The sequence below is a fragment of the Morganella morganii genome, assembly GCF_019243775.1.
Taxonomy (GTDB): domain Bacteria; phylum Pseudomonadota; class Gammaproteobacteria; order Enterobacterales; family Enterobacteriaceae; genus Morganella; species Morganella morganii.
This window is the reverse complement of record NZ_CP069157.1, coordinates 2,614,929-2,638,798: the sequence shown is the minus strand read 5'-3', so window position 1 is coordinate 2,638,798 and position 23,870 is coordinate 2,614,929. Positions and strand designations below refer to the sequence as shown.

Annotated in this window: 22 protein-coding genes; 9 read left to right on the top strand and 13 right to left on the bottom strand. The window is 52.2% G+C overall.

The window, feature by feature from the left end; genetic code table 11:
• Positions 1-14 precede the first annotated feature (14 nt).
• The 3 genes from JL661_RS12715 to rhtA all read right to left on the bottom strand — a co-directional run bounded on the left by JL661_RS12715 (position 15) and on the right by rhtA (position 2,599).
• Entirely contained in the window at positions 15-719 is a 705-nt protein-coding gene (locus JL661_RS12715; protein ID WP_046024220.1) for a fimbrial biogenesis chaperone, read from the bottom strand.
• A 334-nt stretch (positions 720-1,053) separates the two neighbouring features.
• The gene (dps, locus tag JL661_RS12710; protein ID WP_004235719.1) at positions 1,054-1,557 is read right to left on the bottom strand and encodes a DNA starvation/stationary phase protection protein Dps; all 504 of its coding nucleotides are present in this window, start codon (positions 1,555-1,557) and stop codon (positions 1,054-1,056) included.
• 142 nt (positions 1,558-1,699) lie between these two features.
• The gene (gene rhtA, locus JL661_RS12705; RefSeq protein ID WP_036414183.1) at positions 1,700-2,599 is read right to left on the bottom strand and encodes a threonine/homoserine exporter RhtA; all 900 of its coding nucleotides are present in this window, start codon (positions 2,597-2,599) and stop codon (positions 1,700-1,702) included.
• A 248-nt stretch (positions 2,600-2,847) separates the two neighbouring features.
• Between rhtA and JL661_RS12700 the strand changes: the two genes are divergently transcribed.
• Positions 2,848-3,423 carry an LOG family protein gene (locus JL661_RS12700; protein WP_015422556.1) on the top strand — a complete coding sequence of 192 codons (576 nt, stop codon included), beginning with the start codon at positions 2,848-2,850 and terminating at the stop codon, positions 3,421-3,423.
• 12 nt (positions 3,424-3,435) lie between these two features.
• Entirely contained in the window at positions 3,436-3,897 is a 462-nt protein-coding gene (locus tag JL661_RS12695) for a GNAT family N-acetyltransferase (RefSeq protein WP_032098870.1), read from the top strand.
• 56 nt (positions 3,898-3,953) lie between these two features.
• On the opposite strand, the gene JL661_RS12690 is transcribed toward JL661_RS12695, so the two are convergent.
• Together JL661_RS12690 and JL661_RS12685 are read right to left on the bottom strand one after the other, a co-directional pair.
• Positions 3,954-5,675 carry an amidohydrolase gene (locus JL661_RS12690; protein WP_004235724.1) on the bottom strand — a complete coding sequence of 574 codons (1,722 nt, stop codon included), beginning with the start codon at positions 5,673-5,675 and terminating at the stop codon, positions 3,954-3,956.
• A gap of 27 nt (positions 5,676-5,702) precedes the next feature.
• Positions 5,703-7,055, bottom strand: a complete 1,353-nt coding sequence (locus JL661_RS12685) for an APC family permease (RefSeq protein WP_015422557.1) — start codon at positions 7,053-7,055, stop codon at positions 5,703-5,705.
• 1,008 nt (positions 7,056-8,063) lie between these two features.
• On the opposite strand from JL661_RS12685, the gene codB reads away from it, so the two are divergent.
• The gene (codB, locus tag JL661_RS12680; RefSeq protein WP_015422558.1) at positions 8,064-9,311 is read left to right on the top strand and encodes a cytosine permease; all 1,248 of its coding nucleotides are present in this window, start codon (positions 8,064-8,066) and stop codon (positions 9,309-9,311) included.
• Positions 9,304-10,608, top strand: coding sequence for a cytosine deaminase (locus JL661_RS12675; RefSeq protein ID WP_046024222.1), 1,305 nt, complete (start codon positions 9,304-9,306; stop codon positions 10,606-10,608). The genes codB and JL661_RS12675 overlap by 8 nt, the downstream gene beginning before the upstream one ends.
• On the opposite strand, the gene moeB is transcribed toward JL661_RS12675, so the two are convergent.
• Positions 10,565-11,338, bottom strand: a complete 774-nt coding sequence (moeB, locus tag JL661_RS12670; protein ID WP_046024223.1) for a molybdopterin-synthase adenylyltransferase MoeB — start codon at positions 11,336-11,338, stop codon at positions 10,565-10,567. The two genes, JL661_RS12675 and moeB, sit on opposite strands and share 44 nt — an antisense overlap.
• A complete protein-coding gene (gene moeA, locus JL661_RS12665) occupies positions 11,338-12,588 on the bottom strand; it encodes a molybdopterin molybdotransferase MoeA (RefSeq protein WP_046024224.1) in 1,251 nt (416 codons plus the stop codon). Before moeA ends, moeB begins: the two co-directional genes overlap by 1 nt.
• On the opposite strand from moeA, the gene JL661_RS18570 reads away from it, so the two are divergent.
• The 5 genes from JL661_RS18570 (at position 12,587) to yeiB (ending at position 16,598) form a co-directional block, all read left to right on the top strand.
• Positions 12,587-12,712, top strand: coding sequence for a hypothetical protein (locus tag JL661_RS18570; protein WP_004241683.1), 126 nt, complete (start codon positions 12,587-12,589; stop codon positions 12,710-12,712). The two genes, moeA and JL661_RS18570, sit on opposite strands and share 2 nt — an antisense overlap.
• A gap of 78 nt (positions 12,713-12,790) precedes the next feature.
• A complete protein-coding gene (locus JL661_RS12660) occupies positions 12,791-13,972 on the top strand; it encodes a YbfB/YjiJ family MFS transporter (RefSeq protein ID WP_062772275.1) in 1,182 nt (393 codons plus the stop codon).
• A gap of 397 nt (positions 13,973-14,369) precedes the next feature.
• Complete coding sequence (locus tag JL661_RS12655; RefSeq protein WP_015422563.1) at positions 14,370-14,558, top strand: hypothetical protein; 189 nt, start codon at positions 14,370-14,372, stop codon at positions 14,556-14,558.
• 225 nt (positions 14,559-14,783) lie between these two features.
• Positions 14,784-15,443, top strand: coding sequence for a GTP cyclohydrolase I FolE (folE, locus tag JL661_RS12650; RefSeq protein ID WP_004235735.1), 660 nt, complete (start codon positions 14,784-14,786; stop codon positions 15,441-15,443).
• Between the two features lie 3 nt (positions 15,444-15,446).
• Positions 15,447-16,598: a DUF418 domain-containing protein YeiB gene (yeiB, locus tag JL661_RS12645; protein WP_062772278.1), complete on the top strand. Its 1,152-nt coding sequence runs from the start codon at positions 15,447-15,449 to the stop codon at positions 16,596-16,598.
• Positions 16,599-16,605: 7 nt separating this feature from the next.
• Here the strand turns inward: yeiB and sanA are convergent, their stop codons facing one another.
• The 6 genes from sanA to metG form a co-directional block, all read right to left on the bottom strand.
• A complete protein-coding gene (sanA, locus tag JL661_RS12640) occupies positions 16,606-17,373 on the bottom strand; it encodes an outer membrane permeability protein SanA (RefSeq protein WP_062772622.1) in 768 nt (255 codons plus the stop codon).
• Between the two features lie 150 nt (positions 17,374-17,523).
• Positions 17,524-19,221: an NAD-dependent malic enzyme gene (locus tag JL661_RS12635; protein WP_004235738.1), complete on the bottom strand. Its 1,698-nt coding sequence runs from the start codon at positions 19,219-19,221 to the stop codon at positions 17,524-17,526.
• 198 nt (positions 19,222-19,419) lie between these two features.
• Positions 19,420-20,304 (bottom strand): cytidine deaminase, encoded by an 885-nt coding sequence (cdd, locus tag JL661_RS12630; protein ID WP_062772281.1) that lies wholly within the window; start codon positions 20,302-20,304, stop codon positions 19,420-19,422.
• Positions 20,305-20,435: 131 nt separating this feature from the next.
• Entirely contained in the window at positions 20,436-21,131 is a 696-nt protein-coding gene (locus JL661_RS12625) for a CidB/LrgB family autolysis modulator (protein ID WP_004241693.1), read from the bottom strand.
• Positions 21,125-21,577 (bottom strand): CidA/LrgA family protein, encoded by a 453-nt coding sequence (locus tag JL661_RS12620; protein ID WP_004241694.1) that lies wholly within the window; start codon positions 21,575-21,577, stop codon positions 21,125-21,127. Before JL661_RS12620 ends, JL661_RS12625 begins: the two co-directional genes overlap by 7 nt.
• A 124-nt stretch (positions 21,578-21,701) precedes the next feature.
• The gene (gene metG, locus JL661_RS12615) at positions 21,702-23,735 is read right to left on the bottom strand and encodes a methionine--tRNA ligase (protein WP_004241695.1); all 2,034 of its coding nucleotides are present in this window, start codon (positions 23,733-23,735) and stop codon (positions 21,702-21,704) included.
• Positions 23,736-23,870 lie beyond the last annotated feature (135 nt).

Here is a 23,870-nt window from a genome sequence, read left to right as displayed (position 1 = left end):
TAAACGGGTGAGCGTTATTCTGCTGTGGCGGTAAAGGTTGAGTCACTGCCGTAATCATTGATATTGCTGATAATCAGCCGGTCTCCGCGTTTCACCGCGCGTTTTACCGCGATGTCTGAACGGCTCTTCGGTGTCAGCATAAACGATTTATGTAATATCTGTTTTTTATCCGCCAGCGTTATTTCCGTAATGGTAATGTGATACGGCGAATTATTATTTATCAGGATTGAATGATTACCTGACTGAAAGGTTATCTGCTGAGTGGCGGTATCTCTGTCGCTTAATCCGGCAGGGCGGTAAAACATTTTAAACCGGGAACGAACGGCAAGCTGGACGGAGTCGTTCTCTTCCTGCGGGGACGTTTTACTGACCGGCGGAATATCCAGAACATTCAGCCACCACAGACTTCCTCTGTCGGCCGGTATGGCGCTTTTATCCAACAGACGGATACGCAGTATCTGGTTTGCGCCGGGATTAATACGTGAAATCGGCGGGGTCAGTTCAAACGGTGTGACAGGCAATTTCGCGGGCAGAGCCTCGGAATCGCCCGGGTCAAGCCAGTACTGAACAAATGCCGCAGTGGCGGATTCATTATTTATCCGTGCCGTAATATCGTGAGCACCTTTCGGATAAATATACCGTGTGCTATTCGCACTGATACCGTCAGCGAAAGAAAAGGCACTGATAAAATACCCGATAAATAACAGATATGATTTCATTTTATTTCCCCGCTGTGCACGAAGAAATACACAGACAGGTATTATTACTGAGAAAATTACCTGCCATGATTACGTATTAACGTATTCCCTTTATTTCATTTAATTTTATGCGTTTTTTTTGTTTTTGAAATACGTATGTTTTCTTGGTTTTGTTTATTACGGAATACCGTTAATACCGAAAAATAATAAGCAAAAAAAACCGCCCGGAGGCGGTATAAAGGGTAGGATTGACTCACTAGGTCTTACTGTTTTTATTGTCTGCGACACATACTCACACATGAGATGTTTATTTCAGCACCGTAACCCGCCGGCTGCGGTGCCGTATTTCTGACTATTATTCGATATTGGCTTCGATGAACCACAGGTACTGGTCGAGGTCGCGGGAGGCGGCAGTAAACATATCTGCGGTATTTTCATCCTCAACGCGGCTGACGGCACGGCGGATATCGTTGGCGACGATGGCATAACGGTCGGCCAGTGCTTTCAGGTGATCCTGCACGGTGTGGATATCGGTCGGATAAGCCGGTAAAGCAGAGGCTTTACTGACAGCCTGTGAAGTACCGAGTGCCACACCGCCGAGCTGAACAGCGCGTTCGGCAAAAGTATCCAGGTGGCTGTTGAGGCTGTCGCGGAAGCCGTCCAGCATTTCATGTACAGCAATGAAATTACGGCCGCGCAGATTCCAGTGCGCCTGTTTGGTCATCAGCGACAGGTCGATAAACTGCAGAACCTGATGATTCAGTTCATCAATGGTTTCCTGCTTAATATCATCAGTGACATCGTTACGGGTGTACACTAAGTGAGAAGCTGTGGTTTTCACTAATTTCGCGGTGCTCATTATTGTTCCCCTTATTTATTCCGTTAAACATCTTTGTTTCGATGGAATTACTATAGGGCAGCGCAGATGATAGTTAAATTCGATTAAATCTATAGAATCGATAGGCAAACCGGCACGAGGCCGGTTTCAGTATGGCGGGTGATTACTCAACAGCTTTGATTTTTGACTTTGGTTTGATGGTCAGTGCCGCACCCATGGAGGCGATGACAATGCAGCTCAGCGCCAGCCATTGTGTGAATAACAGATGCTCGCTCAGGAAGATAATACCCACCATTGCGCCAATCACCGGTTCAAGACTCATCAGTATGCCGAATGTCCGTGTCGGCAGGCGGGTCAGTGCCACCATCTCCAGCGAGTACGGGAAGGCTGTTGATAAGATAGCTACCGCCACCCCGACCGGCAGTACCGCCCAGCTGAACATCACACTGAGATCACTGTGATAAGCCCCTACCGGAAAAAAAATCAGTGCGGCGATAAGCGAGCCGACGGAAACCGTGGCTGCGCCGTAAAACCGTCCGGCCCGCTGGCCGAAGATAATATAGAGTGCCCAGCCCGCCCCGGCACCCAGGGCGTATAACATCCCCACCGGATCCAGTTGCTCAAGATCCCCGATCTGCTCACCGAGCGGCAGCAGGAAGGCCAGACCGGCGATTACCAGAATAATCCAGAGATAATCCGTTATTTTCCGTGCCCCGAACATAGCAACCGCCAGCGGCCCGGTAAACTCCAGGGCGACTGCAATCCCGAGCGGAATGGTGGACAGCGCCAGATAGAACAGATAGTTCATCGCCCCGAGCGAGAGGCCGTATCCCAGCATCGGCAGCAAAGACTCACGGGTAAAACGCAGCCGCCAGGGTTTAAAAATCACCAGCAGAATCGCTGTACCCAGCAGTAATCGCAGGGCGGTCACACCCGGGGCACCAATAACCGGAAACAGGGTTTTCGCCAGTGAGGCACCGCTCTGAATAGAGATCATCGACAGCAGCAATAAGCCGATCGGTAACCACGGAGAACCACTTTGCTGGCGGGGAGACGCAGACATGAAGAACCTCGGGAGCAATAAAAATGCGGTGAGACAATTAGTTATGTTGAATTGCATGCAAAAGGCAGAACTCGTCCTGCAATCTTAGCGGGGCGGCTGACGGATAGCAATTACTGATTTAAGAGGATATTAATCCGCAGACAGCGATTGCCGGGTAATATAGCAAAATCTGACGAGTGCTATCTTCAGACCGCTTGCGTATACTGACTGCCGGATTTTCATTTCATCACGATAAGGACAGGGCAGATATGCGGGATATTAAACGAATAGCAGTCTATTGCGGATCAGCTGCAGGTGCATCAGAGATTTACCGCCTTGAGGCCGTGAAATTTGCCCGGATTCTGGTTGAGCAGGGAATTACCCTGGTTTACGGTGGTGCCAGTGTGGGGATCATGGGGACGGTGGCGGATACCGTACTCCGCGAAGGCGGGAAGGCCATCGGCGTGATCCCGGCATTGCTGGAAGGACGGGAGATTGCTCATAAAAACCTGACTGAGCTTCATCGCGTCAGCACCATGCATGAACGTAAAAGCAAAATGATTGAACTGGCGGACGGCTTTGTCGCGCTGCCGGGCGGCTTCGGTACCCTGGATGAGTTTGCTGAGGTCTTTACCTGGAGTCAGATCGGGCTGCATCAGAAGCCGGTCGGGCTGATGAATATCAATAATTATTATGACCCGCTGCTGTCTCTGATCAGCAAAATGACCGATGAGCAGTTTATGCAGGAAAAATACCGCCATATGGCGGTAGTCGAAACTGACGGTAACGCGCTTATCCGCCGCTTCCGTGACTATGAGGCACCTGCGGTCAAAACCTACGATTAACCGGAGAATACTATGATAATCCGCCCTGCCGCACTGAATGACACTGATCGCATTGCTGAGCTTTATCAGCAGTTATTTACTCTGATGGCGGATTATCAGCCCGACCGCTGGCGCCCGGCGCAGCAGGATCGCGGATTTATCGAAAACGCTGTGACAGATGAAAAGTTCTGTCTGCTGGTGGCGGAAACGGAAGGGCATATTGCCGGGTTCGCCTTTGCGCAGACGCAGGTTACCTCACCTTATACCTGTGTGGTGCCGCGTCGTTTCGGTTATATCTTTGATATTGTGGTTGATCCGGCGGTACGCGGACAGGGCACCGGAAAAAAATTACTGGATGCTGTTAAAGACTGGTCAAAGGCACAGGGCCATACGCATCTGGAGTTGTCAGTGCTGCCGGAAAACACCGGTGCCATGCGTTTATATGAGCGCGAAGGCTATCAGCCGGTGATCCACACACTGGCGATTAAGCACTGAGATAAAAAAACCTCATCGCAGGATGAGGTTTTGGTTTATCAGACTGCGGATTACCGTCAGTTGGTCAGATGAACGGTTTTACCGCCGACAATGGTGCGCAGTACTTTCACATTGGCAATATCATCAGCAGGTATCTGAAACACATTGCGATCCAGCACGATCATATCAGCCAGTTTGCCCGGCTCCAGGGAACCGAGAATATCTTCCCGGTGCTGAGCATAAGCCGAGTCAATCGTGGCGGCACGCAGCACTTCCGTGACAGTCAGGTCACGGTCGGTGTCCAGACGCTGTGCCGGCTGACCGTTGACCGGATGACCACGGCGGGTGGCGGCCACTTTCAGATCATACCATTCATCAAAATCATCAATCGGCCAGTCACTGCCGAACGCAACGACCGCACCGGCATCAATAAACTTACCGATAGGCTCCAGCTGCTGAAAACGGGTTTCACCGATCATATTGCGGGTGAATTCCGCCAGTTCCGCAGTCGGTGCCGCCCACTGGAAGGAGAGGCAGGCAATGGTGCCGAGTCTGGCGAAACGCGCGTAATCTTTGGCATCCACCAGCTCATTGTGAGCCAGTCCCGGACGGATATCTTTGCCCGGATGCGCAGCCCGCATTTTTTCGATGCCGTTGAGCACCATATCAACCGCACCTTCACCGACAGTATGCAGATGCGGATCGTACCCGGCAGCTGCGATACGTTCGAGCAGGGCATCGATCACCTCTGAAGTGAAATAGAGATCACCGTAATTTTCTGTCTCACGCCAGTCCGGTTGTGCCGGGGTGCCGTGATTGATGCGGTACGGTTTCAGCAGGGAGGCGGTCATGGTCGGGAACTGAAGCACACCATCAACAAACATTTTAATGTTTTTTACCGCGATGCCCGGTTCCGGGCCCCATTCAGGCTGATGATAGCGCTCCGCAAAGGCAACGGCGTTTTGCACGGCCTGCGGCACGGATGCCACATCCGGCGCATCATCCGGCGTGATTTCACGGGCAGCCTGCACACGCAGTGTCAGTTCACCCTGCTCCTGTAATGCACGGAACGCATCCAGCTGTAATTCTGCCACACGTGCATCCATGACCATGGTGACGCCCTGTTCATTGAGGACTTTCTGCACCAGACGGGCGACATCCACTGCGCGGTCAGCCTGAATGGAGGGAATACTGTCTGCCGCACGCATCGCCGGGGCATCCTCAAGAATTCCGTTCAGTTCACCATTGGCGTGTTTGCCGATTTTACCGTCACTCGGTGCCGGGGTTTCTCTGGTGATGCCGAACAGCTCCAGCGCACGGCTGTTGGCAAGCAGGGTATGGCAGTCATTGGAGAACAATACGACAGGGCGGCGGGTATTGAGCTTGTCCATATCTTCGCGGTACATATCAATACCGGCCGGTAACATGCCCTGACGCAGCCAGGCGGTCACTTTCAGCCAGTCATTTTCGCCGGTGCGCGGATCATTATCCAGATGCGCCTGCACACGGGCGAGGATCTCATCAATGGTCAGGGATTCATAATTCAGATGGCAGCCGAACAACTGAATACCGCCCCAGAACGGGTGCATATGACCATCAATAATCCCCGGCATCATCATTTTGCCGTCGAGGTCGATAAACTGTGTATGCTCACCACGGAATGCTGCCATGTCATCATTATCACCACAGGCAAGAATACGGCCGTCAGCAATGGCGATGGCCCCGGCGACGCGGTTTTCCGCATCCGCAGTATAGATATAACCGTTGTGATAAATAATATCAGCGGCAGTCATTTTCATTATGCTCTCCAATCCTCATCAACAGAGTTAATTGATAATTAAGTGAGTTTCTTCTTCCGTGATTGACGGCGGACGGCGGGTAAAGAAGCGGGTGATCACACCGAGGTATACCACACCGATCCCCAGCCAGATCAGGCCGACAGTCAGTGCCTGAGCATCCAGGCTGGTCCACAGCCACAGGGTCAGCAGCACCCCGATAGCCGGTACCACCAGACAACGCAGGATCACAGCAGCCGTCAGCGGTTCTTTCCGGTCAATAATAAAGTGTTTGATAACACACAGATTTACAAAGGTAAATGCAATCAGTGCGCCGAAGCTTATCATGGACGCCACCAGGCTCAGGGAGAGCACCAGCGCCATCAGTGAGGCGAGGGCGACAAACAGGATCGACAGTACCGGAGTGTTGAATCTGGCATGCAGACGGGCAAATACTGAGCGCGGCAGCACCCCTTCACGGCCCATAGCATAAAAAATCCGCACAATACTGGCCTGGGATGTCATCGCGGAGGCAAACACGCCGATCACATAGGCAGTAATAAAGGAGGACGCCATCAGTGCACCACCGACTTTTTCCATCACCTGAATACTGGCGATATCGGTGTTCGGCAGGAAATCACGCCACGCCGGATAGCTCAGGTGTGCGGCGTAAGAGATAATGATAAATAATGTCCCGGCAATAAACACGGTATAGAGGATTGCTTTCGGCAGCGCCCGTTTGGCGTCTTTGGTCTCTTCCGCCATGGTGGAGATGGCATCAAACCCGAGGAATGCGAGACACAGAACCGCCGCACCGGCAAACAGCCCGGACACCTGATCAGACATCACCGTCAGCGGGGCGAGCAGCGCCTCTTTATCCAGTGTGAACGCGGAACTGAAGCTGAGATACAGGAACAGCGTGATAAATATCAGCTGCATCACAATGATCAGCATATTCATCGAGGTGACCAGTTTGATCCCGAGAATATTCAGCACAGAGACAATCACAATGGTGGAGACGATAATCAGCTCCATCGGCACCGACGGCAGGGCTTCATGCACAAAAATACCGATGGCGATATAGTTGATAATCGGCAGAAACAGATAATCCAGCAATTGCGCCCAGCCGACCAGAAACCCGGTATTCCCGCCGAAGATTTTCTGGACATAGGAATACGCAGAGCCGGCCAGCGGCAGTGTGCTGGTCATTTTACAATAGCTGAGTGCGGTAAACAGGACGGCTGTCAGAGTAATAATATAAGCAACCGGTAAATGACCTTCACTGAGGACGGTAACCTGTCCGTAAGTTGTGAAGATACCAAGGGGCACCATATAGGCGAGCCCGAAGAAAACCAACGCGGGGGTATTTAAGACGCGTTTCATCTGCACAGTATTCTGTTGCATTTTTACAGCCCTTCCCAATAGCCTGAAACATGCCGCGGATATCGCATCCGGGCACAATATATATTTCCGGCCGTCAGCGGATGACGGTCAGTCTGCATTTATTTTCAATAAACCTCGCACCTTGCGTCTGCATCGTGCGCACTTTACTGAAACGTCAGTGATAAACGGGCCATCACCACACGCTGGGGTAAATGCAGGCGGCGTACAATATATGAGTTATCTGTATTTGGCAACAGAAGTTGAACAGGATAATAATAAGGATAAACCATCCTTACCGGTCGTGCTTTTCCGGCCTATTATCAGGCATACCGAAAACAACATAACCTGATATATTTTTCAGTAAATTCATTGTGATACCTGTTTTAATTAATAAGCCGGTGTTACCGGCAATACATTACGTAACATAACGTAATTTGTTATCCGGCCACAAAAGAGAATAACCGGGGTATTTTTGAACCGGGAGGGTGACGGATAAGTCTCAGGCTGCTGCTTTTCATCACCGTAAAACGGCGGATAACCGATAAATAAAGATAAAGTAATAGCGGGTCAAAAAGAGAATATAAAAATTAACAGCATCCACGGCGGAATATCCGGGGAAATAAACGTATTGCGGGAGAGAAATAGGATCCGCAGCGATTCAGTCTTATTTACCGGCAGTCATACCACTTTTATCGTTATATAATATGATGGTAAATAATTAAAATAATAATAAATTGATTTTCATGTGATTTTTTGTCTTTCTGTACAACTGCGGCCGGCTTTTAATCACTTTATGTTCACGCCATGATGACGGATATTACCCTCCCGGCTGAAAATAACAGAGTGCCGTAATCTGAAATACTCTTTTTGTATTTTCTGCCTGTTTTTGCCGCCGGAACGATGCTTGATACAAATATTAACAATGTGTTAATTCTCTTAAAGTGTGAACGAAATCGTTTGCTTTTGTTTTTTGCGGCTATAGAATTCGTCAGATTTTTTTTGGCCTGAGAAAAGCAACAGGAGGCAATTGTGTCCGGGGATAAAAATTACAGTCATGGGCCTGTGCCCATATCCGCGCGGAAAGGCGGGCTGGCATTAACCTTTGTAATGCTGGGTTTGACCTTCTTTTCCGCCAGTATGTGGACCGGAGGTGCTCTCGGTACCGGTCTCAGTTTTAATGATTTCTTCCTCGCAGTTCTTATCGGTAATCTTCTTCTTGGTGTCTACACCGCTTTTCTTGGTTTCATTGGTTCCAAAACCGGCTTAACAACCCATCTTCTCGCGCGTTACTCCTTCGGTATTAAAGGCTCCTGGCTCCCTTCATTCTTACTCGGCGGCACACAGGTCGGTTGGTTCGGCGTCGGTGTGGCCATGTTTGCCATTCCGGTCGGCAAAGCAACGGGCTGGGATATCAACTGGCTGATCGGTATCTCCGGGGTGCTGATGACCATAACCGTGTTCTTCGGTATCTCTGCGCTGACCGTACTCTCGGTGATTGCGGTTCCGGCGATTGCCATTCTCGGCAGCTATTCGGTTTACCTCGCGGTTACAGGCATGGGCGGCATGAGCGCACTGCGTGATGTGCTCCCTGCACAGCCGATTGATTTTAATCTGGCGCTCGCCATGGTGGTCGGTTCGTTTGTCAGTGCCGGCACGCTGACAGCGGATTTTGTCCGCTTCGGCCGCAAGCCGAAAATTGCGGTGCTGGTGGCGATTATCGCCTTCTTCCTCGGTAATTCACTGATGTTTATCTTCGGGGCGGCCGGGGCGGCGTCTCTCGGTATGGCGGATATCTCTGATGTGATGATTGCACAGGGACTGTTATTACCGGCGATTATCGTTCTCGGTCTGAATATCTGGACCACCAATGATAACGCGCTTTACGCCTCCGGTCTGGGGTTTGCCAATATCACCGGGCTTTCCAGCAAAACCTTATCTATCGTCAACGGGCTTATCGGCACACTGTGCGCTCTGTGGCTCTACAATAATTTTGTCGGCTGGCTGACTTTCTTATCCGCCGCTATCCCGCCAATCGGGGGCATTATTATTGCCGATTACCTGATGTACCGTCACCGTTATGAAACCTTTGACCGCAGCAAAATGCGCGATGTGAATGTCAGCGCACTGCTGGCCGTGGCGGCAGGTGTGATTGCCGGGCACTGGCTGCCGGGGATTGTGCCGGTGAACGCAGTTCTCGGCGGGGCGTTAAGCTATGCTGTCCTCAATCCGTTACTTAACCGTCGTCGTACAACCAACCCGGAGATGACCCGTGCTTAATCAAACCGTAAAACATATTTTTAATGCCCGTCTGCCGGATCGTGCTGGCCTGTGGCGTATCGACATCGATAATCAGCGCATTACCGCGATTGTGCCGCAGCCGGAGGGTGAAATACTGCCGGAAAGCCTGGACGCCGAAGGCGGCCTGGTCACCGCGCCGTTCGTCGAGCCGCATATTCACCTCGATACCACCCAGACTGCCGGGGAACCGGCGTGGAACCAGTCCGGCACCTTATTTGAAGGGATTGAACGCTGGGCGGAACGCAAAGCGCTGCTGACGCACGATGATGTGAAAACCCGCGCCCGGCAGACCCTGAAATGGCAGATTGCCAACGGCATCCAGCATGTCCGCACTCACGTTGATGTCTCTGATGCCACCCTGACCGCGCTGAAAGCGATGCTGGAAGTGAAGCAGGAAGTTGCGCCGTGGGTGGATTTGCAGATTGTTGCGTTTCCGCAGGAAGGGATCATGTCCTATCCGGACGGTGAAGCACTGCTGGAAGAAGCACTGCGCCTGGGCGCGGATGTGGCGGGGGCTATCCCGCACTTTGAATTTACCCGCGAATACGGCGTGGAATCCCTGCACAAAACCTTTGCGCTGGCACAGAAATATGACCGTCTGATCGACGTGCATTGTGATGAAATCGATGATGAACAGTCCCGTTTCGTGGAAACCGTTGCCGCGCTGGCACACCGTGAGGGAATGGGCGCGCGTGTTACCGCCAGCCACACCACGGCGATGCACTCTTATAACGGGGCTTATACCTCCCGCCTGTTCCGTCTGCTGAAAATGTCCGGCATTAACTTTGTGGCGAACCCGCTGGTGAATATTCACTTACAGGGGCGTTTCGATACCTATCCGAAGCGCCGCGGGATCACCCGTGTCAAAGAGATGCTGGCGGCGGACATTAATGTCTGCTTCGGTCACGATGACGTGTTTGACCCGTGGTATCCGCTGGGTACCGCCAATATGCTCCAGGTGCTGCATATGGGGCTGCATGTCTGTCAGCTGATGGGATATGGTCAGATTAATGACGGGCTGAAGCTGATTACGGAATACAGTGCGCGTACCCTGAACTTACAGGATTACGGCGTGGCGGAAGGCAAACGCGCCAGTCTGCTGATCCTGCCGGCGGAAAACGGGTTTGATGCTGTCCGCCGTCAGGTGCCGGTGCGTTACTCTGTCCGTGACGGCCGTGTGATAGCAGAAACACAGCCTGCCGTCACACAGATCCATCTGGATAAACCGGAGACTATCCGTTACAGCCGCACACCTCGCACTGGGGATCAGGCTTAAGATTAATGGTGCGGAACTGCATGCGCATCGCATCAAACAGCACCACTTTTCCGCTGCTCACCTGCCCGTAGCCGGTGAGCAGTTTGATGCACTCCATCGCCTCCAGGGTGCCGATGGTACCGACCAGCGGTGCCATCACACCCGCTTCCACACAGGTCAGACTGTTCTCCCCGAATAACCGGCTCAGGCAGCGGTAACAGGGTTCCCCCTCCTGCCAGGTAAAGACAGAAATCTGTCCTTCCATACGGATAGCGGCACCGGACACCAGCGGGATCTTCAACTGATGACACGCCCGGTTAAGCTGTTCGCGGACGGCGACATTATCGGTACAGTCCAGTACAACATGGTGAGACCGGATCAGAGCGGTAAGCTCATCATCATCCAGCTGTTTGGTAACGGTTTCGGTATGGCAATGCGGATTGACGGCTTTCAGCGCAATCGCGGCGGATTCTGTTTTTGCCATCCCGATACGGGCATCGGTATGCAGGATCTGACGCTGAAGATTGGAGAGCGACACGGTATCAAAATCCAGCAACGTAAGATGCCCCACGCCCGCCGCCGCCAGATACTGCGCTGCCGCACACCCGAGTCCGCCGAGGCCGGTGATCAGCACCCGCCCGGCTTTCAGCGCTTCCTGACCATCAAAATCAAAGCCGCGCAGCACGATCTGCCGGTTATAACGCAGCGCTTCCTCATCACTGAGCTCAATATGTCCGGGTTCAGTCGCCATCAGTCATTCTTCAGTAAATGGTTAAAAAACTCGATTTCAACGGTTTCACCGGCGGCAACCGCACCGCGCTCACGCTCCAGCACAATAAAGCAGTTGGCGAGGCTGAATGAACTGAAAATATGCGAGCCCTGATCGCCGGTGGTTCTGACCACCATCTGACCCTGTTCATTCACCCCGGCAATACCGCGCTGAAAATCCAGACGACCGGCGGATTTTTTCAGCGGCGTGGTGGCGACGGCTTTAAACCGCATCGGTGGCTGCCACTGGCTGAAGCCGGACAGACGCGCGATCAGTGGCTGCACCAGCTCATAAAAGGTAACAGTGGTGGAGACCGGGTTGCCCGGCAGACCGCAGAACCAGGCGTTATTCAGCTTACCGAAAGCAAACGGCTTGCCCGGTTTGATCGCCAGTTTCCAGAAATTAATTTTGCCGATTTCATCAAGAATCTGTTTGGTGTAATCCGCTTCGCCGACAGACACGCCGCCGCTGCTGATCACCAGATCCGCCTGTGCATCGGCTTTCTCAAAAGTGGCGCGCAGAATGTCCGGATTATCCGGGATCACGCCGAGATCAATCACATCACAACCGAGCTTTTCCAGCATCAGACGAACCGCAAAGCGGTTGGTATCATAAATCTGTCCGTCACCCAGCGGCTGGCCGACCGCCTGCAATTCATCACCGGTGGAGAACACCGCCACTTTCAGTTTGCGCACCACGGACAGCTCCGCCAGACCGAGGGAGGCAATCAGCGGCAGCTGGGCGGCGGCCAGTTTGGTGCCTGCCGGTAAAACTTCACTGTGTTGCGCGATATCCTCACCAGTACGGCGGATATTCTGCCCGGCGGTAATTCCGGCGGTAAAGGTAATTCCGGCATCCGACACTTTCGCTTCTTCCTGCATCACCACGGTATCCACACCCTTGGGTACCGGTGCGCCGGTCATAATACGGACACATTGTCCGGCCGGTAATTCACCTTTGAATGGAACACCCGCCAGAGCGCGACCGGCAACCGGCAGCGGGGTTTTTCCGTCCCAGTCGGACAGGCGAAACCCGTAACCATCCATTGCGGAATTATCAAACGGCGGTACATTGATAGGCGAAATAACCGGGGTGGCAGTGATCCGCCCGGCGGCATCCGTCAGCGCGATTGTTTCAGTACCGGTGATCGCGGCCGGGGTCGCGAGCAGCTTATCCAGTGCTTCCTGTAAAGAGATTAACGAAGAGGTGTAACTTTCTGTCGGATTAGCCATGATGCTGTTTCACTCCCGGCGCCTGCTGGGCGCAGATAAAACGGATAATAAAGAGAAGGGCATTATGGCAGACTTACAGCACAAGTTGAATGATGTGGCACAAAAGCGTGAGCAACAGATCTGATTCCGGAAGTCATTATTGCATTTTAAAGGCTTCTTTTGGTATAACGAAGTTACAAATTATTAACATATTGCATTTCATATGACGACATCTCACTCCGCCCGTCAGACAACGGCGCTTCATATTGCAGTCAGTGGTTTTCTTGCGCTGGTGGTGGCCATGGGAATAGGGCGCTTTGCTTTTACCCCGCAGGTGCCGCTGATGATTGACGAGCACCAGCTTGACCTGACAACTGCCGGTATTGTGGCTGCCTGGAACTACCTCGGCTATCTGGCCGGATCCTTTGATGCTATGCGGGCAAAACGCGGTATTGAGCTGCGGCTGTGGACCGGTTTATGGGGCGCGGTGATTATCACACTGCTGTCAGCGGTGATTTCCGGGGCTGTGCTGCACAGTATCGCGCGCTTTTTTATCGGCTGGGCGAGCGGCTGGACACTGGTGTTAGCAGCTGCCTGGACCAATGACGCACTGGCAAAACTTAACCGTCCGGCACTGAGTGTCGCGGTTTACGGCGGCACCGGTACCGGAATTCTGCTGTGCGGACTGGCAGCTATCGGCATTCAGGGCTTATCACTGACCGCCTCGCAGGGCTGGTGGATCTATGGTGCTGCGGCACTGCTCTTCAGTCTGTATGTCAGCCGCTATCTGCCGCGCCCGGGGGAACTGAGCAGCTCCTCCTCCCCGCACAGTAAACCGCGGATGACACCAAAAATCCGCCGTTTATTGTGGAGCTATGCGCTGGCCGGATTCGGCTATATTCTGCCTGCCACGTTTTTATCACAGATGGCGGCGGCGCGTTTCCCCGGCAGCCTGTTTGCTCAGTTTGTCTGGCCGGTATTCGGGATAGCGGCAGTCGCCGGTATCGTGGCCGCGATTGCCACGCGGCGTTTTTTCACGCCGCAGCGGCGGCTGGCAATCACTCTCTGGGCACAGGCAGCGGGTATTCTGGCGGCAGAAATCATGCCCGGGATCAGTGGTCTGGCAGTCAGTGCTTTTCTGGTCGGCGGCGGCCTGATGGCTGCGGTCCAGCTGGTATTCCAGTGCGGACGCGAACTGGCACCGGAGCACGGCCGCTATATGGCCGGATTGCTGACCACCTGGTATGCCGTCGGGCAGCTCGGCGGCCCGCTGGTATCCTCTGTCTCCGCGTATTTTACCGGTAAACTGGAACCGGCGCTGTGGGTGGCCTTTGCAGCACTGATTATCGGTGGTTTGCTGGTTTTCCGTGACCGCAGCGATATAAAAGAATCATTATCTCAGTGATAACAGGGTTATTATTTATTAATCCTGTTATCTTTATTATTCATTAAAAATAAAAAACGGATAATTAAAAAAACGGTTTTATAACTTAGCCTGTTTATGCTTTATTTAATTTTCAGGGCATAAAGTCATTATTCTGAAATATAACAGGGCAGTTATTCCCGATGAGAAAGAACAATTTTCTTCAGAAGGTAATCAATGATCTGAAAGATATACGATTGTGGTCCATGAGTATCAGCATGATACTGACATCTCTGACAGTAACGCACTCCTCACTGCGCATTGTCAGACCGGACAATGTGATGACCGATGTCTTTCTCACCCCTGTTATTTATGTGGGGTTTTATGTTCTGACAAAAAAGATACTGTATTTTATATTTGAATAATTGAGAGGTTAATTATGAAAGAATTAAATCAGGAACAATTATTGTTCGTTTCAGGTGCAGGGTTTATCTCTGCCGGAATGATGTTCGCCGGTATTGCATTTGATATCAGTGCTGTAATGATCTCAAATATCAGCCGGAACAATGAAGAAATTGTTTTTGCTGATCATAAGGATATTTCCCGTCTTCGTTATGATGTTATATAACACATCCGTTATCCGGCATTTTTCCGGCAAATGTTTTCGTCAGCGTCATTCCGGCTGATATCCGCATTATTAACAGGGATTTCCGGTGCAAACTTTTCATCACCAAAACCACAAAATGGATTAACAAAACGGTGTATTGCTCTAAAATAGCAGGGCGGCGGGTATTGACCGGCCGACGGGTGCAACACAGCACCGGGAGTCACCTGAAAAATAGTCGGAGAAGGTATGTCATCATTAAGCCGGGAAGCAGAACTTGTCCACGCCGCGCTCATCGCACGCGGGCTGGAGACACCATTGCGGGAGCAGACACTGCCGCCGGAAACCCGCAAGGTTCAGATTGAAGCGCATATGACAGAAATTATGAAGCTGCTCAATCTCGACCTGAGCGACGACAGTCTGGCAGATACCCCGAAACGTATCGCGAAGATGTATGTGGATGAAATTTTTTCAGGACTGGATTATCACAATTTCCCGAAAATCACCCTGATTGAAAATAAAATGAAAGTGGATGAAATGGTGACGGTCCGTGATATCACGCTGACCAGCACCTGTGAACACCACTTTGTCACTATCGACGGTAAAGCCACCGTTGCTTATATCCCGAAAGACACCGTTATCGGGTTATCGAAAATTAACCGCATTGTGCAGTTCTTTGCCCAGCGCCCGCAGGTTCAGGAACGTCTGACACAGCAAATTCTTCTGGCACTGCAAACGCTGCTCGGCACCACTAATGTGGCGGTATCCATTGACGCGGTGCATTATTGTGTCAAAGCGCGCGGCATCCGTGACGCAACCAGTACCACCACCACCACCTCACTGGGCGGGTTATTTAAATCCAGCCAGAATACCCGCCAGGAATTCCTGCGCGCGGCCCGTCATATTTAACGGATGAATACTTCAGTCACATCTGCCTCTGCCCGTATTGATGTCCTCGATATGGTGCGGGGGCTGGCCATCCTCGGTATTTTTATTCTGAACATCGGCGGATTCGCGCTGCCGTCTGCGGCCTATCTGAACCCGCTGTACACCCCGGCGGCGTCCGCAACAGATATCGCCACCTGGGCAGTATTAAGTGTGCTGGTGCAGGGGAAATTCCTCGGCATGTTTGCACTGCTGTTCGGTGCCACTCTGATGATGCTCAGCCGTTACAGCCAGCCCTGGAATATGGCGCGGTTACTGGTGCTTGGAGTGATCGGGCTGCTGCATACCGCTCTGCTCTGGGACGGGGATATCCTGCTGATGTACAGCCTGACCGGCGTTGCCGCCTGCTGGATCATCCATAATGTTTCCTCCCGCTGGTGGCTGAAGCTGGTGCCGGTGCTGATCCTGACCGGATTGTTTTTACTGTTTTTCCTGTTATCGGAAGGTGGTGAGCTGAAACTGTTGTACTGGCAGCCGTCGCAGGAAATGCTGGATTATGAAGTACTGATCGCCGACACCGGTGGTATTGCCGGCATGCTGGACAGAATCAGTACCATCAGCGGTATGCTGATGATGATGGTGGTTCAGTATGGCTGGCAGTTACTGGCAATGATGCTGCTGGGCGCAACACTGATGAAAAACGGCTGGCTGAAAGGGGCATATCCGCTGTCTCATTACCGGCGGCTGGCAGCGTGGCTGCTGATCCCGTCACTGCTGCTGCAGGCGGTTGTGATGTGGCTGGAATACCTGAACGACTGGAGTGTCTTCTGGATGGGCACTGTTGGTTATCCGCTGGCGGATATTTTGCAGCCGGTACAGACTACCGGGCTTATTGCTTTGTTTTATGGTTTGCAGCCACAGCTGAAACCGGTTGCCGCCTGTTTACAGCGGGTCGGGCGTACCGCACTGAGCAGTTATCTGCTGCAATCGGTGTGCGGGGTGATACTGTTTGAGTACCTCGGTTATTTCAGTCAGTTTGATCGCCTGACGCTGCTGGCATTTGTGCCGCTGATGTGGCTGATCAACATCCTGTTCTCAACCCTGTGGCTGCGTTATTTTTCTCAGGGGCCGGTGGAGTGGTTATGGCGGCAGGCAGCCAATAAGCTGGCGGCCCGCTGAAACCGGATTATTGCGCAGCGGGTGCCGGTTGTGTGGTATCCGCCGGTTTTTCCGGTGTCACAGGGGGCTCCGGATAAAGTACATTCAGCTCTTCCGGTGTCACTGCCGGATATGACGGTACATTCTCCGGTAACGTTTGTGGTGCCGGAATCGATTCCTGCGGGCCGAGGAAACGCGGCTCGCGGTTGAGAATATATAAATCAGCCAGTGCGCCCAGCCGGGCAACCACTTCCCGCGCACGGACAGTAAACATATTCTTCGGGGAGGAAACCGCGTAACAGCGCGCCTCAATACCTTTTTCCATCGCGATATACAGCGCCCGTTCACAATGGAAGCGCTGGGTGATAATCGTAAAGCCATTGGTATCAAAGACTTTTCGTGTCCGTACCACAGAATCCAGCGTGCGGAATCCGGCAAAATCGAGCACAATTTTACTGGCCGGGATCCCGGCATTCACCAGATCCTTGCGCATCGTGCTCGGCTCATTGTAACTGTGCTGGGCATTGTCGCCGCTCAGCAGCAGATACTTCACCTTGCCGCTGTTGTATGCATTTACGGCACCCTGAATACGATACCGGTAATATTGGTTAATTGTCCCGTTTTTATAGTACTTAGCCGTACCGAGTACCATGCCGACTTCACTCGGCGGCAGGTCATTGATATTTTCATAGATATAAGGCGCGGTTTTCCAGCTAATCCAGCGATCTGCCGCAATAGCCGCTGCTGCCGCCAGAATAATACCTGCCAGCATCCACAGAATGATCCGTTTCCATATCCGGGCTTTTCCCATTATTACTGAGACCTTTATCACTATTTAGTTACCATAAGGCTAAGATTACTTGAGCAGGGAAAGGCTGGCAAGGGTGAAAAAAAGAATAAAACCCGCACAAGTGCGGGTTTTCAGCGGCAGAATACCGGTTATTCGTCAGAAAGATGTCCGGCGGTAAACACGATATTCCGGATGCCAGAAGTTACGTTCGATAGCTTCATCGAGTGCACCGTCAGAGGTCACAGTCGCGACACCCTGGATCTGTGCTTCTTTGGCAACCTGTTTGGCGATGATACGGGAGACTTTTTTGATGTCCTCGATATCCGGCAGCAGTGAGCCTTCGCCGTTAACAACCATCGGTGAGCATTCAGCCAGCGCGCGGCTTGCTGCCATCATCATGCCGTCAGTCACACGTCTGGCACCGGCGGCCAGCACACCCAGACCAATCCCCGGGAAAATAAAGGAGTTGTTGCACTGGGAGATAGGATAGGTTTTATCCTTATAAATCACCGGATTAAACGGGCTGCCGGTTGCAACCAGTGCATGACCGTCTGTCCAGGCGATAATATCTTCCGGACGGGCTTCCACACGGGAGGTCGGGTTGGACAGCGGCATGACGACCGGACGCGCACAGTTTTTGTGCATTTCACGGATAATCTCTTCCGTAAACAGCCCCGGCTGACCGGAAACCCCGATAAGCACAGTCGGCTTAGCGTTACGGACCACATCTTCCAGTGAAATCGCATCATTCTGCACATCCCAGTCCGCAATAATGTCACTTTTGGTGATCAGTTTGCTCTGGAAATTCAGCAGGTTTGGCAGTTTGTCCGTCAGCAGACCGAATCTGTCCACCATAAAGATACGGGCACGCGCCTGCTCTTCACTCAGACCTTCGGATTTCATCTGCGCGATAATCTGCTCGGCGATACCACACCCGGCTGAACCGGCACCCAGGAAGGCAACAGTCTGGTCTTTCAGCTGTCCGCCTGCGGCACGGCTGGCGGCAATCAGGCTGCCGAGGGTGACTGATGCGGTACCCTGGATATCATCATTGAAGCAGCAGAGCTGATCGCGGTAGCGTTCCAGCAGCGGCATCGCGTTTTTCTGGGCGAAATCTTCAAACTGTAACAGCACATCCGGCCAGCGGCGCTTAACCGCATTGATAAATTCATCAACAAATTCATCATATTCTTCGCCGGTGATACGCGGGTGACGCCAGCCCATATAGAGCGGGTCATTCAGGCGCTGCTGGTTATTGGTACCGACATCCAGCACGATAGGCAGGGTATACGCCGGGCTGATGCCGCCGCAGGCGGTATACAGAGAGAGTTTACCAATCGGGATCCCCATCCCGCCGATCCCCTGGTCACCCAGACCGAGGATCCGCTCACCGTCGGTTACCACGATGACTTTTACATTCTGCTTGGTGGCATTCTGCAGCATGTCATCAATGTAAGCGCGGTTCGGATAAGAGATAAACAGCCCGCGCGCACGGCGGTAGCTGTCCGAGAAATGCTCACAGGCCGCCCCGACAGTCGGGGTGTAAATGATAGGCATCATTTCTTTGAGGTGAGCATTGAGCAGGCGGTAGAACAGCGTTTCATTCGTATCCTGAATGTTACGCAGGTAGATATGTTTGTCAGTATCGTTTTTAAAATCAGAATACTGACGATAAGCGCGTTCAGTCTGCTCTTCGATGGTCTCCACCGCTTCCGGCAGCAGGCCGTGGAGGTTGAAATTACTGCGCTCTTCTTCGGAGAAGGCGCTTCCCTTATTCAGCAGCGGAAATTCTAACAGGATAGGGCCCGCATACGGGATATATAATGCACGTTTGCTTTCGTATTCCAGTTCCATGTATGACTACTCTTTGCCAATTGACATTTTTAAGACAGGACGCACTGATCCTAAGTTATCTGAAAAATATGTACAGTAATTGTTACGAAATTAGTGATGCCGATGTGTGAAAGTGAGAGGCGGGATAGATTTATATTTAATAATCACGTAAAGGCTGATACCCGGAACAGATGGGTATCAGCCTCAGCGAAGACAGAATTAATAGCTGAACAGGGCGATATCCTGACACCCCAGGGCGCTCAGTGTGGCAGAGGTACTTTCCCACTGTGACAGCGTGGCGTTACTGCCTTCCACCAGCACGGCGCGGTGGATGTCGTGCAGGTCGCCGCCGGCCATATTCATAAAGATCAGCGCAGCCTGCAGCGGCGGCAGTCCCGGGTTAAAGGCGGCATTTTCAATATAAGCACCGCTGTAGATGCGTCCGCGGCTGTCCTGAAGAGCCACACCGCTGTGGGAATGAGAATACGGTGCATGGCTGCGGTTGGCTGCCTCGAGTGCTTTTCCGACCACTGCATTGGTGGCGAGGAAATGATAACCGTGATGCACCTGGTCAAATAACCGGGTTTCAATTCCCAGATCCACCGGCCCGAAAGCATGCGGCAGCAGCGTTTTCAGCGGCATAGCGGCCAGTTCCGGTAACTGGATCAGCAGTTCTGTACCGCTGTTCAGTTCATTCATAAACTGACGGCAGTGGCCGCACGGAGTGTAATTGACAGTTACTTTGCGCAAACCTTTCTCGCCGCGCAGCCAGGCGTGAGTGATCGCGCTCTGTTCTGCATGCACTGTCTGTTGTAACGGCACATGGCAGAATTCCATATTGGCGCCGAAATAGAGGTTACCGCTCAGTCCGTGTGCAATCGCGCCGACATTAAACCTGGATACCGGCGTCACGGCACAGGCTGCGGCCAGCGGCAGCATGGTCAGTGCAAGTGCATCCTCATCAGTATCTGTGGCGTTGCAGAGTGCGCTGACCTGTTTGGCCGATAAGTATCCCGGGAACGTATCAGCACAAACAATGTCTGTCAGCAGGGTCTGTAACGGGGAAGGGAGCGTGTTCAGGGCTGCATGAAAGCGGTTTTGCATAAAATGACCTCCATTATCAATGAGATCATTCTAGCGGGTAGTTATACATAATGAACGTGATTTTTATCACGTTCATTATGAAACGAATGAAACAAATATTGAATTTGCGAGATGGAGCTCAAATTTTCAGGTCAGCCGAATAATGCCAGCAGTACCGGGAAGATAAACGGCGCCATCAGAGAAGTAATAATCCCGCAGGTCATTAATGCCAGTGAACTGTAAGCGCCTTCCACATAATCCTCTTCCGCGCAGCGGGCGGTACCGAGGGCGTGAGAGGCTGTACCCATTGCCAGGCCGCGTGAGGCTTTGGTCGTAACCCGCAGGCGTCTGAACAGGGTATGGCCGAAAATCGCGCCGAGGATCCCGACGAAAATCACACATACAGCACTGATTGCCGCCACGCCGCCGATAGAATTGGACACCGCGATCGCAATCGGGGTGGTGACTGACTTAGGCAGGATAGAGGCCGCAATTTCCGGTGTCGCGCCCATCATAAAGGCAATAGCGGTGCCGGTAACCATGGCAATCACACTCCCGGCAAAGCAGATGGTGATGATGGATTTCCACTGTGCACGGATCTGATGCAGCTGTTCATACAGCGGAAACGCCAGTGCCACCACCGCAGGTTGCAGCAGATCGTTGAGAATGCGGCTGCCCTCAAAATAGTGGTTGTATGAAGTTCCGGTGAATATCAGCAGCGGAATGATAATCACGATGGATATCAGCAGCGGGTTTAATACCGGCAGCTTAAATTTGATATAGATAGCTCTGGCGAGAAAATAGACGCCGATGGTAAGCGGGAGCGACCACCAGATATGCGTTAACATTTGCGTTTCTCTTGTTGTTCGGTGTGTTCTGCTGCGGCAACCGCATCGGCTTCCTGTTGTTCCGGAACCGGAACATGGCGGCGGTGAATAAATTCAGAACTCAGCGCCACAGCACACATGGCGATAAAGGTACTGACGACACAGGCGATGAGGATCGGCAGCAGCTGGGCGCTGAGGGTATCGTAATAGTTCATCACACCGATACCGATCGGCAGAAATAACATCGTCATGTTTTTCATTAATAAGGTACAGCCGGGCTGAACCCAGTGCGCCGGAACAATCTGCAGTGCGAGCAGCACAAAAAGCAGCAGCATGCCCACGATGCTGCCCGGGACGGAAAACGGCAGTAACACCGCGATAATATTGCCGGCAAACAGGCACAGATACAGGATCAGAAATGCCCGGAGATAGCGCCAGCCGGTTTCCGCTATCTGTTTTGGTTTCATGATAATGTTCCTTCTTGGATGAACCTATTCATCATACAATTAACTTTTTATTTGTGCTATAGGTCACATAAAAAAACCTGCACCGGAGCGCAGGTTTTTTTCAGTTTATTGTACAGAGAAGAACTTACTTCACCTGCTGACCTGGTTGTGCACCGGAATCCGGGCTGAGCAGGAAAATCTCGTTTCCGCCCGGGCCTGCGGCCATGACCATGCCTTCAGAGATCCCGAAACGCATTTTGCGTGGTGCGAGGTTAGCGACCATCACTGTCAGGCGGCCTTCCAGCGCTTTCGGATCCGGATACGCCTGGCGGATGCCGGAGAAGACCTGACGGGTTTCGCCACCGAGATCCAGTACCAGTTTCAGCAGTTTGTCAGAGCCGTCCACGAAATCGGCAGACATGATCTGTGCAATACGCATATCAACTTTGGCAAAATCATCAAAGCTGATGGTGTCCGCAATCGGATCATCTGCCAGCGGGCCGCTGACCGGTTTGGCTGACATCGCTTTGATATCCTCTTTGGAAGCTTCAATCATCTCTTCCACTTTCGCCATTTCAATACGGCTGAACAGGGCCTTGAAGTCTGCGATCTGATGATCCAGCAGCGGTTTGGCAATGCCGTCCAGTGTCAGTTCCTGATTCAGGAACGCTTCACTGCGGGCCGCCAGTTCCGGCATCACCGGTTTCAGGTAGGTCATCAGTGCGCGGAACAGGTTGATACCCATGGTGCAGATAGCGTGCAGCTCATCATCTTTACCTTCCTGTTTCGCCACCACCCACGGTGCTTTCTCATCAATATAGCGGTTGGCGACATCAGCCAGCGCCATGATTTCGCGGATAGCTTTGCCGAATTCACGGCTGGTGTACTCTTCGCTGATGGTTTTTTCAGCATCAACAAATTGCTGATATAACTCAGGTTCAGCCAGGGTTGCACTCAGGCGGCCGTTAAAGCGTTTTTTGATAAATCCGGCGGTACGGGATGCCAGGTTGACCACTTTGTTAACGATGTCACTGTTAACACGCTGAACGAAATCTTCCAGGTTGAGGTCGATATCATCAATACGTGAAGAGAGTTTCGCCGCGTAGTAATAACGCAGGCTGTCTGCATTCAGATGATTCAGATAGGTGCGGGCCTGGATAAAGGTACCGCGTGATTTGGACATCTTCGCGCCGTTAACCGTCACATAGCCGTGGACAAACAGGTTGGTCGGCTTGCGATAACCGCTGCCTTCCAGCATGGCAGGCCAGAACAGGCTGTGGAAGTACACGATATCTTTACCGATAAAGTGGTACAGATCAGCGTCAGAATCTTTCTTCCAGAACTCGTTAAAATCGAGATTGCCGCGTTTGTCACACAGATTTTTGAATGATCCCATGTAGCCGATTGGCGCATCCAGCCAGACATAGAAGTATTTGCCCGGTGCATCAGGGATCTCAAAGCCGAAATACGGTGCATCACGGCTGATATCCCACTGCTGCAGGCCGGAATCAAACCACTCCTGCATTTTGTTGGCAACCTGCTCCTGGAGCGCGCCGCTGCGGGTCCATGCCTGTAACATGTCAGCGAAAGCCGGCAGATCAAAGAAGTAGTGCTCACTTTCGCGCAGCACCGGTGTGGCACCGGAGACCACGGAGCGCGGGTTAATCAGCTCGGTCGGGCTGTAGGTCGCGCTGCACACTTCGCAGTTATCGCCGTACTGGTCTTCCGCTTTACATTTCGGGCAGGTGCCTTTTACAAAGCGGTCCGGCAGGAACATGCCTTTTTCCGGATCATACAGCTGGGAAATGGTCCGTGTTTCAATATGGCCGTTCTTTTTCAGCGCCAGATAGATATTCTCTGATAACACCCGGTTCTCTTCGCTGTGCGTGGAGTGGTAGTTATCAAAGCTGATGGCGAAATCGGCAAAATCTTTCTGATGCTCGATGCTCATGTTGGCGATCATCTCTTCAGGAGAGATCCCCTGCTGTTGTGCCTTGAGCATAATCGGGGTGCCGTGAGCATCGTCGGCGCAGATGAAGTGAACCTCTTTGCCGCGCATTCGCTGAAAACGGACCCAAATATCAGCCTGGATATGTTCCAGCATATGACCGAGATGGATTGAACCGTTTGCATATGGCAACGCACAGGTTACCAAAATTTTATTAGCGATCTGAGACATAGAGTATTTCACTTCCTCAAATAATAAAGGGTCTTTGATGTTAACCGATCCCGTCCACCCCTGCCAGCAGTAATCCGGCTTTGTGTGTGGTTTTCCGGACTTTTTTCTGCCGTGAACATCCGGCGATAACCCTGC

What these genes read in the sequence shown, in the direction of transcription:
- JL661_RS12715 (WP_046024220.1), bottom strand. Translation starts at nt 719, where the DNA reads ATGAAATCATATCTGTTATTTATCGGGTATTTTATCAGTGCCTTTTCT.
- cdd (WP_062772281.1), bottom strand. Translation starts at nt 20,304, where the DNA reads ATGCAAAACCGCTTTCATGCAGCCCTGAACACGCTCCCTTCCCCGTTA.
- JL661_RS12620 (WP_004241694.1), bottom strand. Translation starts at nt 21,577, where the DNA reads ATGAAACCAAAACAGATAGCGGAAACCGGCTGGCGCTATCTCCGGGCA.
- moeB (WP_046024223.1), bottom strand. Translation starts at nt 11,338, where the DNA reads ATGGCGACTGAACCCGGACATATTGAGCTCAGTGATGAGGAAGCGCTG.
- dps (WP_004235719.1), bottom strand. Translation starts at nt 1,557, where the DNA reads ATGAGCACCGCGAAATTAGTGAAAACCACAGCTTCTCACTTAGTGTAC.
- JL661_RS12685 (WP_015422557.1), bottom strand. Translation starts at nt 7,055, where the DNA reads ATGCAACAGAATACTGTGCAGATGAAACGCGTCTTAAATACCCCCGCG.
- JL661_RS12700 (WP_015422556.1), top strand. Translation starts at nt 2,848, where the DNA reads ATGCGGGATATTAAACGAATAGCAGTCTATTGCGGATCAGCTGCAGGT.
- folE (WP_004235735.1), top strand. Translation starts at nt 14,784, where the DNA reads ATGTCATCATTAAGCCGGGAAGCAGAACTTGTCCACGCCGCGCTCATC.
- metG (WP_004241695.1), bottom strand. Translation starts at nt 23,735, where the DNA reads ATGTCTCAGATCGCTAATAAAATTTTGGTAACCTGTGCGTTGCCATAT.
- JL661_RS12635 (WP_004235738.1), bottom strand. Translation starts at nt 19,221, where the DNA reads ATGGAACTGGAATACGAAAGCAAACGTGCATTATATATCCCGTATGCG.
- JL661_RS12655 (WP_015422563.1), top strand. Translation starts at nt 14,370, where the DNA reads ATGAAAGAATTAAATCAGGAACAATTATTGTTCGTTTCAGGTGCAGGG.
- rhtA (WP_036414183.1), bottom strand. Translation starts at nt 2,599, where the DNA reads ATGTCTGCGTCTCCCCGCCAGCAAAGTGGTTCTCCGTGGTTACCGATC.
- moeA (WP_046024224.1), bottom strand. Translation starts at nt 12,588, where the DNA reads ATGGCTAATCCGACAGAAAGTTACACCTCTTCGTTAATCTCTTTACAG.
- yeiB (WP_062772278.1), top strand. Translation starts at nt 15,447, where the DNA reads ATGAATACTTCAGTCACATCTGCCTCTGCCCGTATTGATGTCCTCGAT.
- JL661_RS12660 (WP_062772275.1), top strand. Translation starts at nt 12,791, where the DNA reads ATGACGACATCTCACTCCGCCCGTCAGACAACGGCGCTTCATATTGCA.
- JL661_RS12625 (WP_004241693.1), bottom strand. Translation starts at nt 21,131, where the DNA reads ATGTTAACGCATATCTGGTGGTCGCTCCCGCTTACCATCGGCGTCTAT.
- JL661_RS12690 (WP_004235724.1), bottom strand. Translation starts at nt 5,675, where the DNA reads ATGAAAATGACTGCCGCTGATATTATTTATCACAACGGTTATATCTAT.
- JL661_RS12695 (WP_032098870.1), top strand. Translation starts at nt 3,436, where the DNA reads ATGATAATCCGCCCTGCCGCACTGAATGACACTGATCGCATTGCTGAG.
- JL661_RS18570 (WP_004241683.1), top strand. Translation starts at nt 12,587, where the DNA reads ATGATGCTGTTTCACTCCCGGCGCCTGCTGGGCGCAGATAAAACGGAT.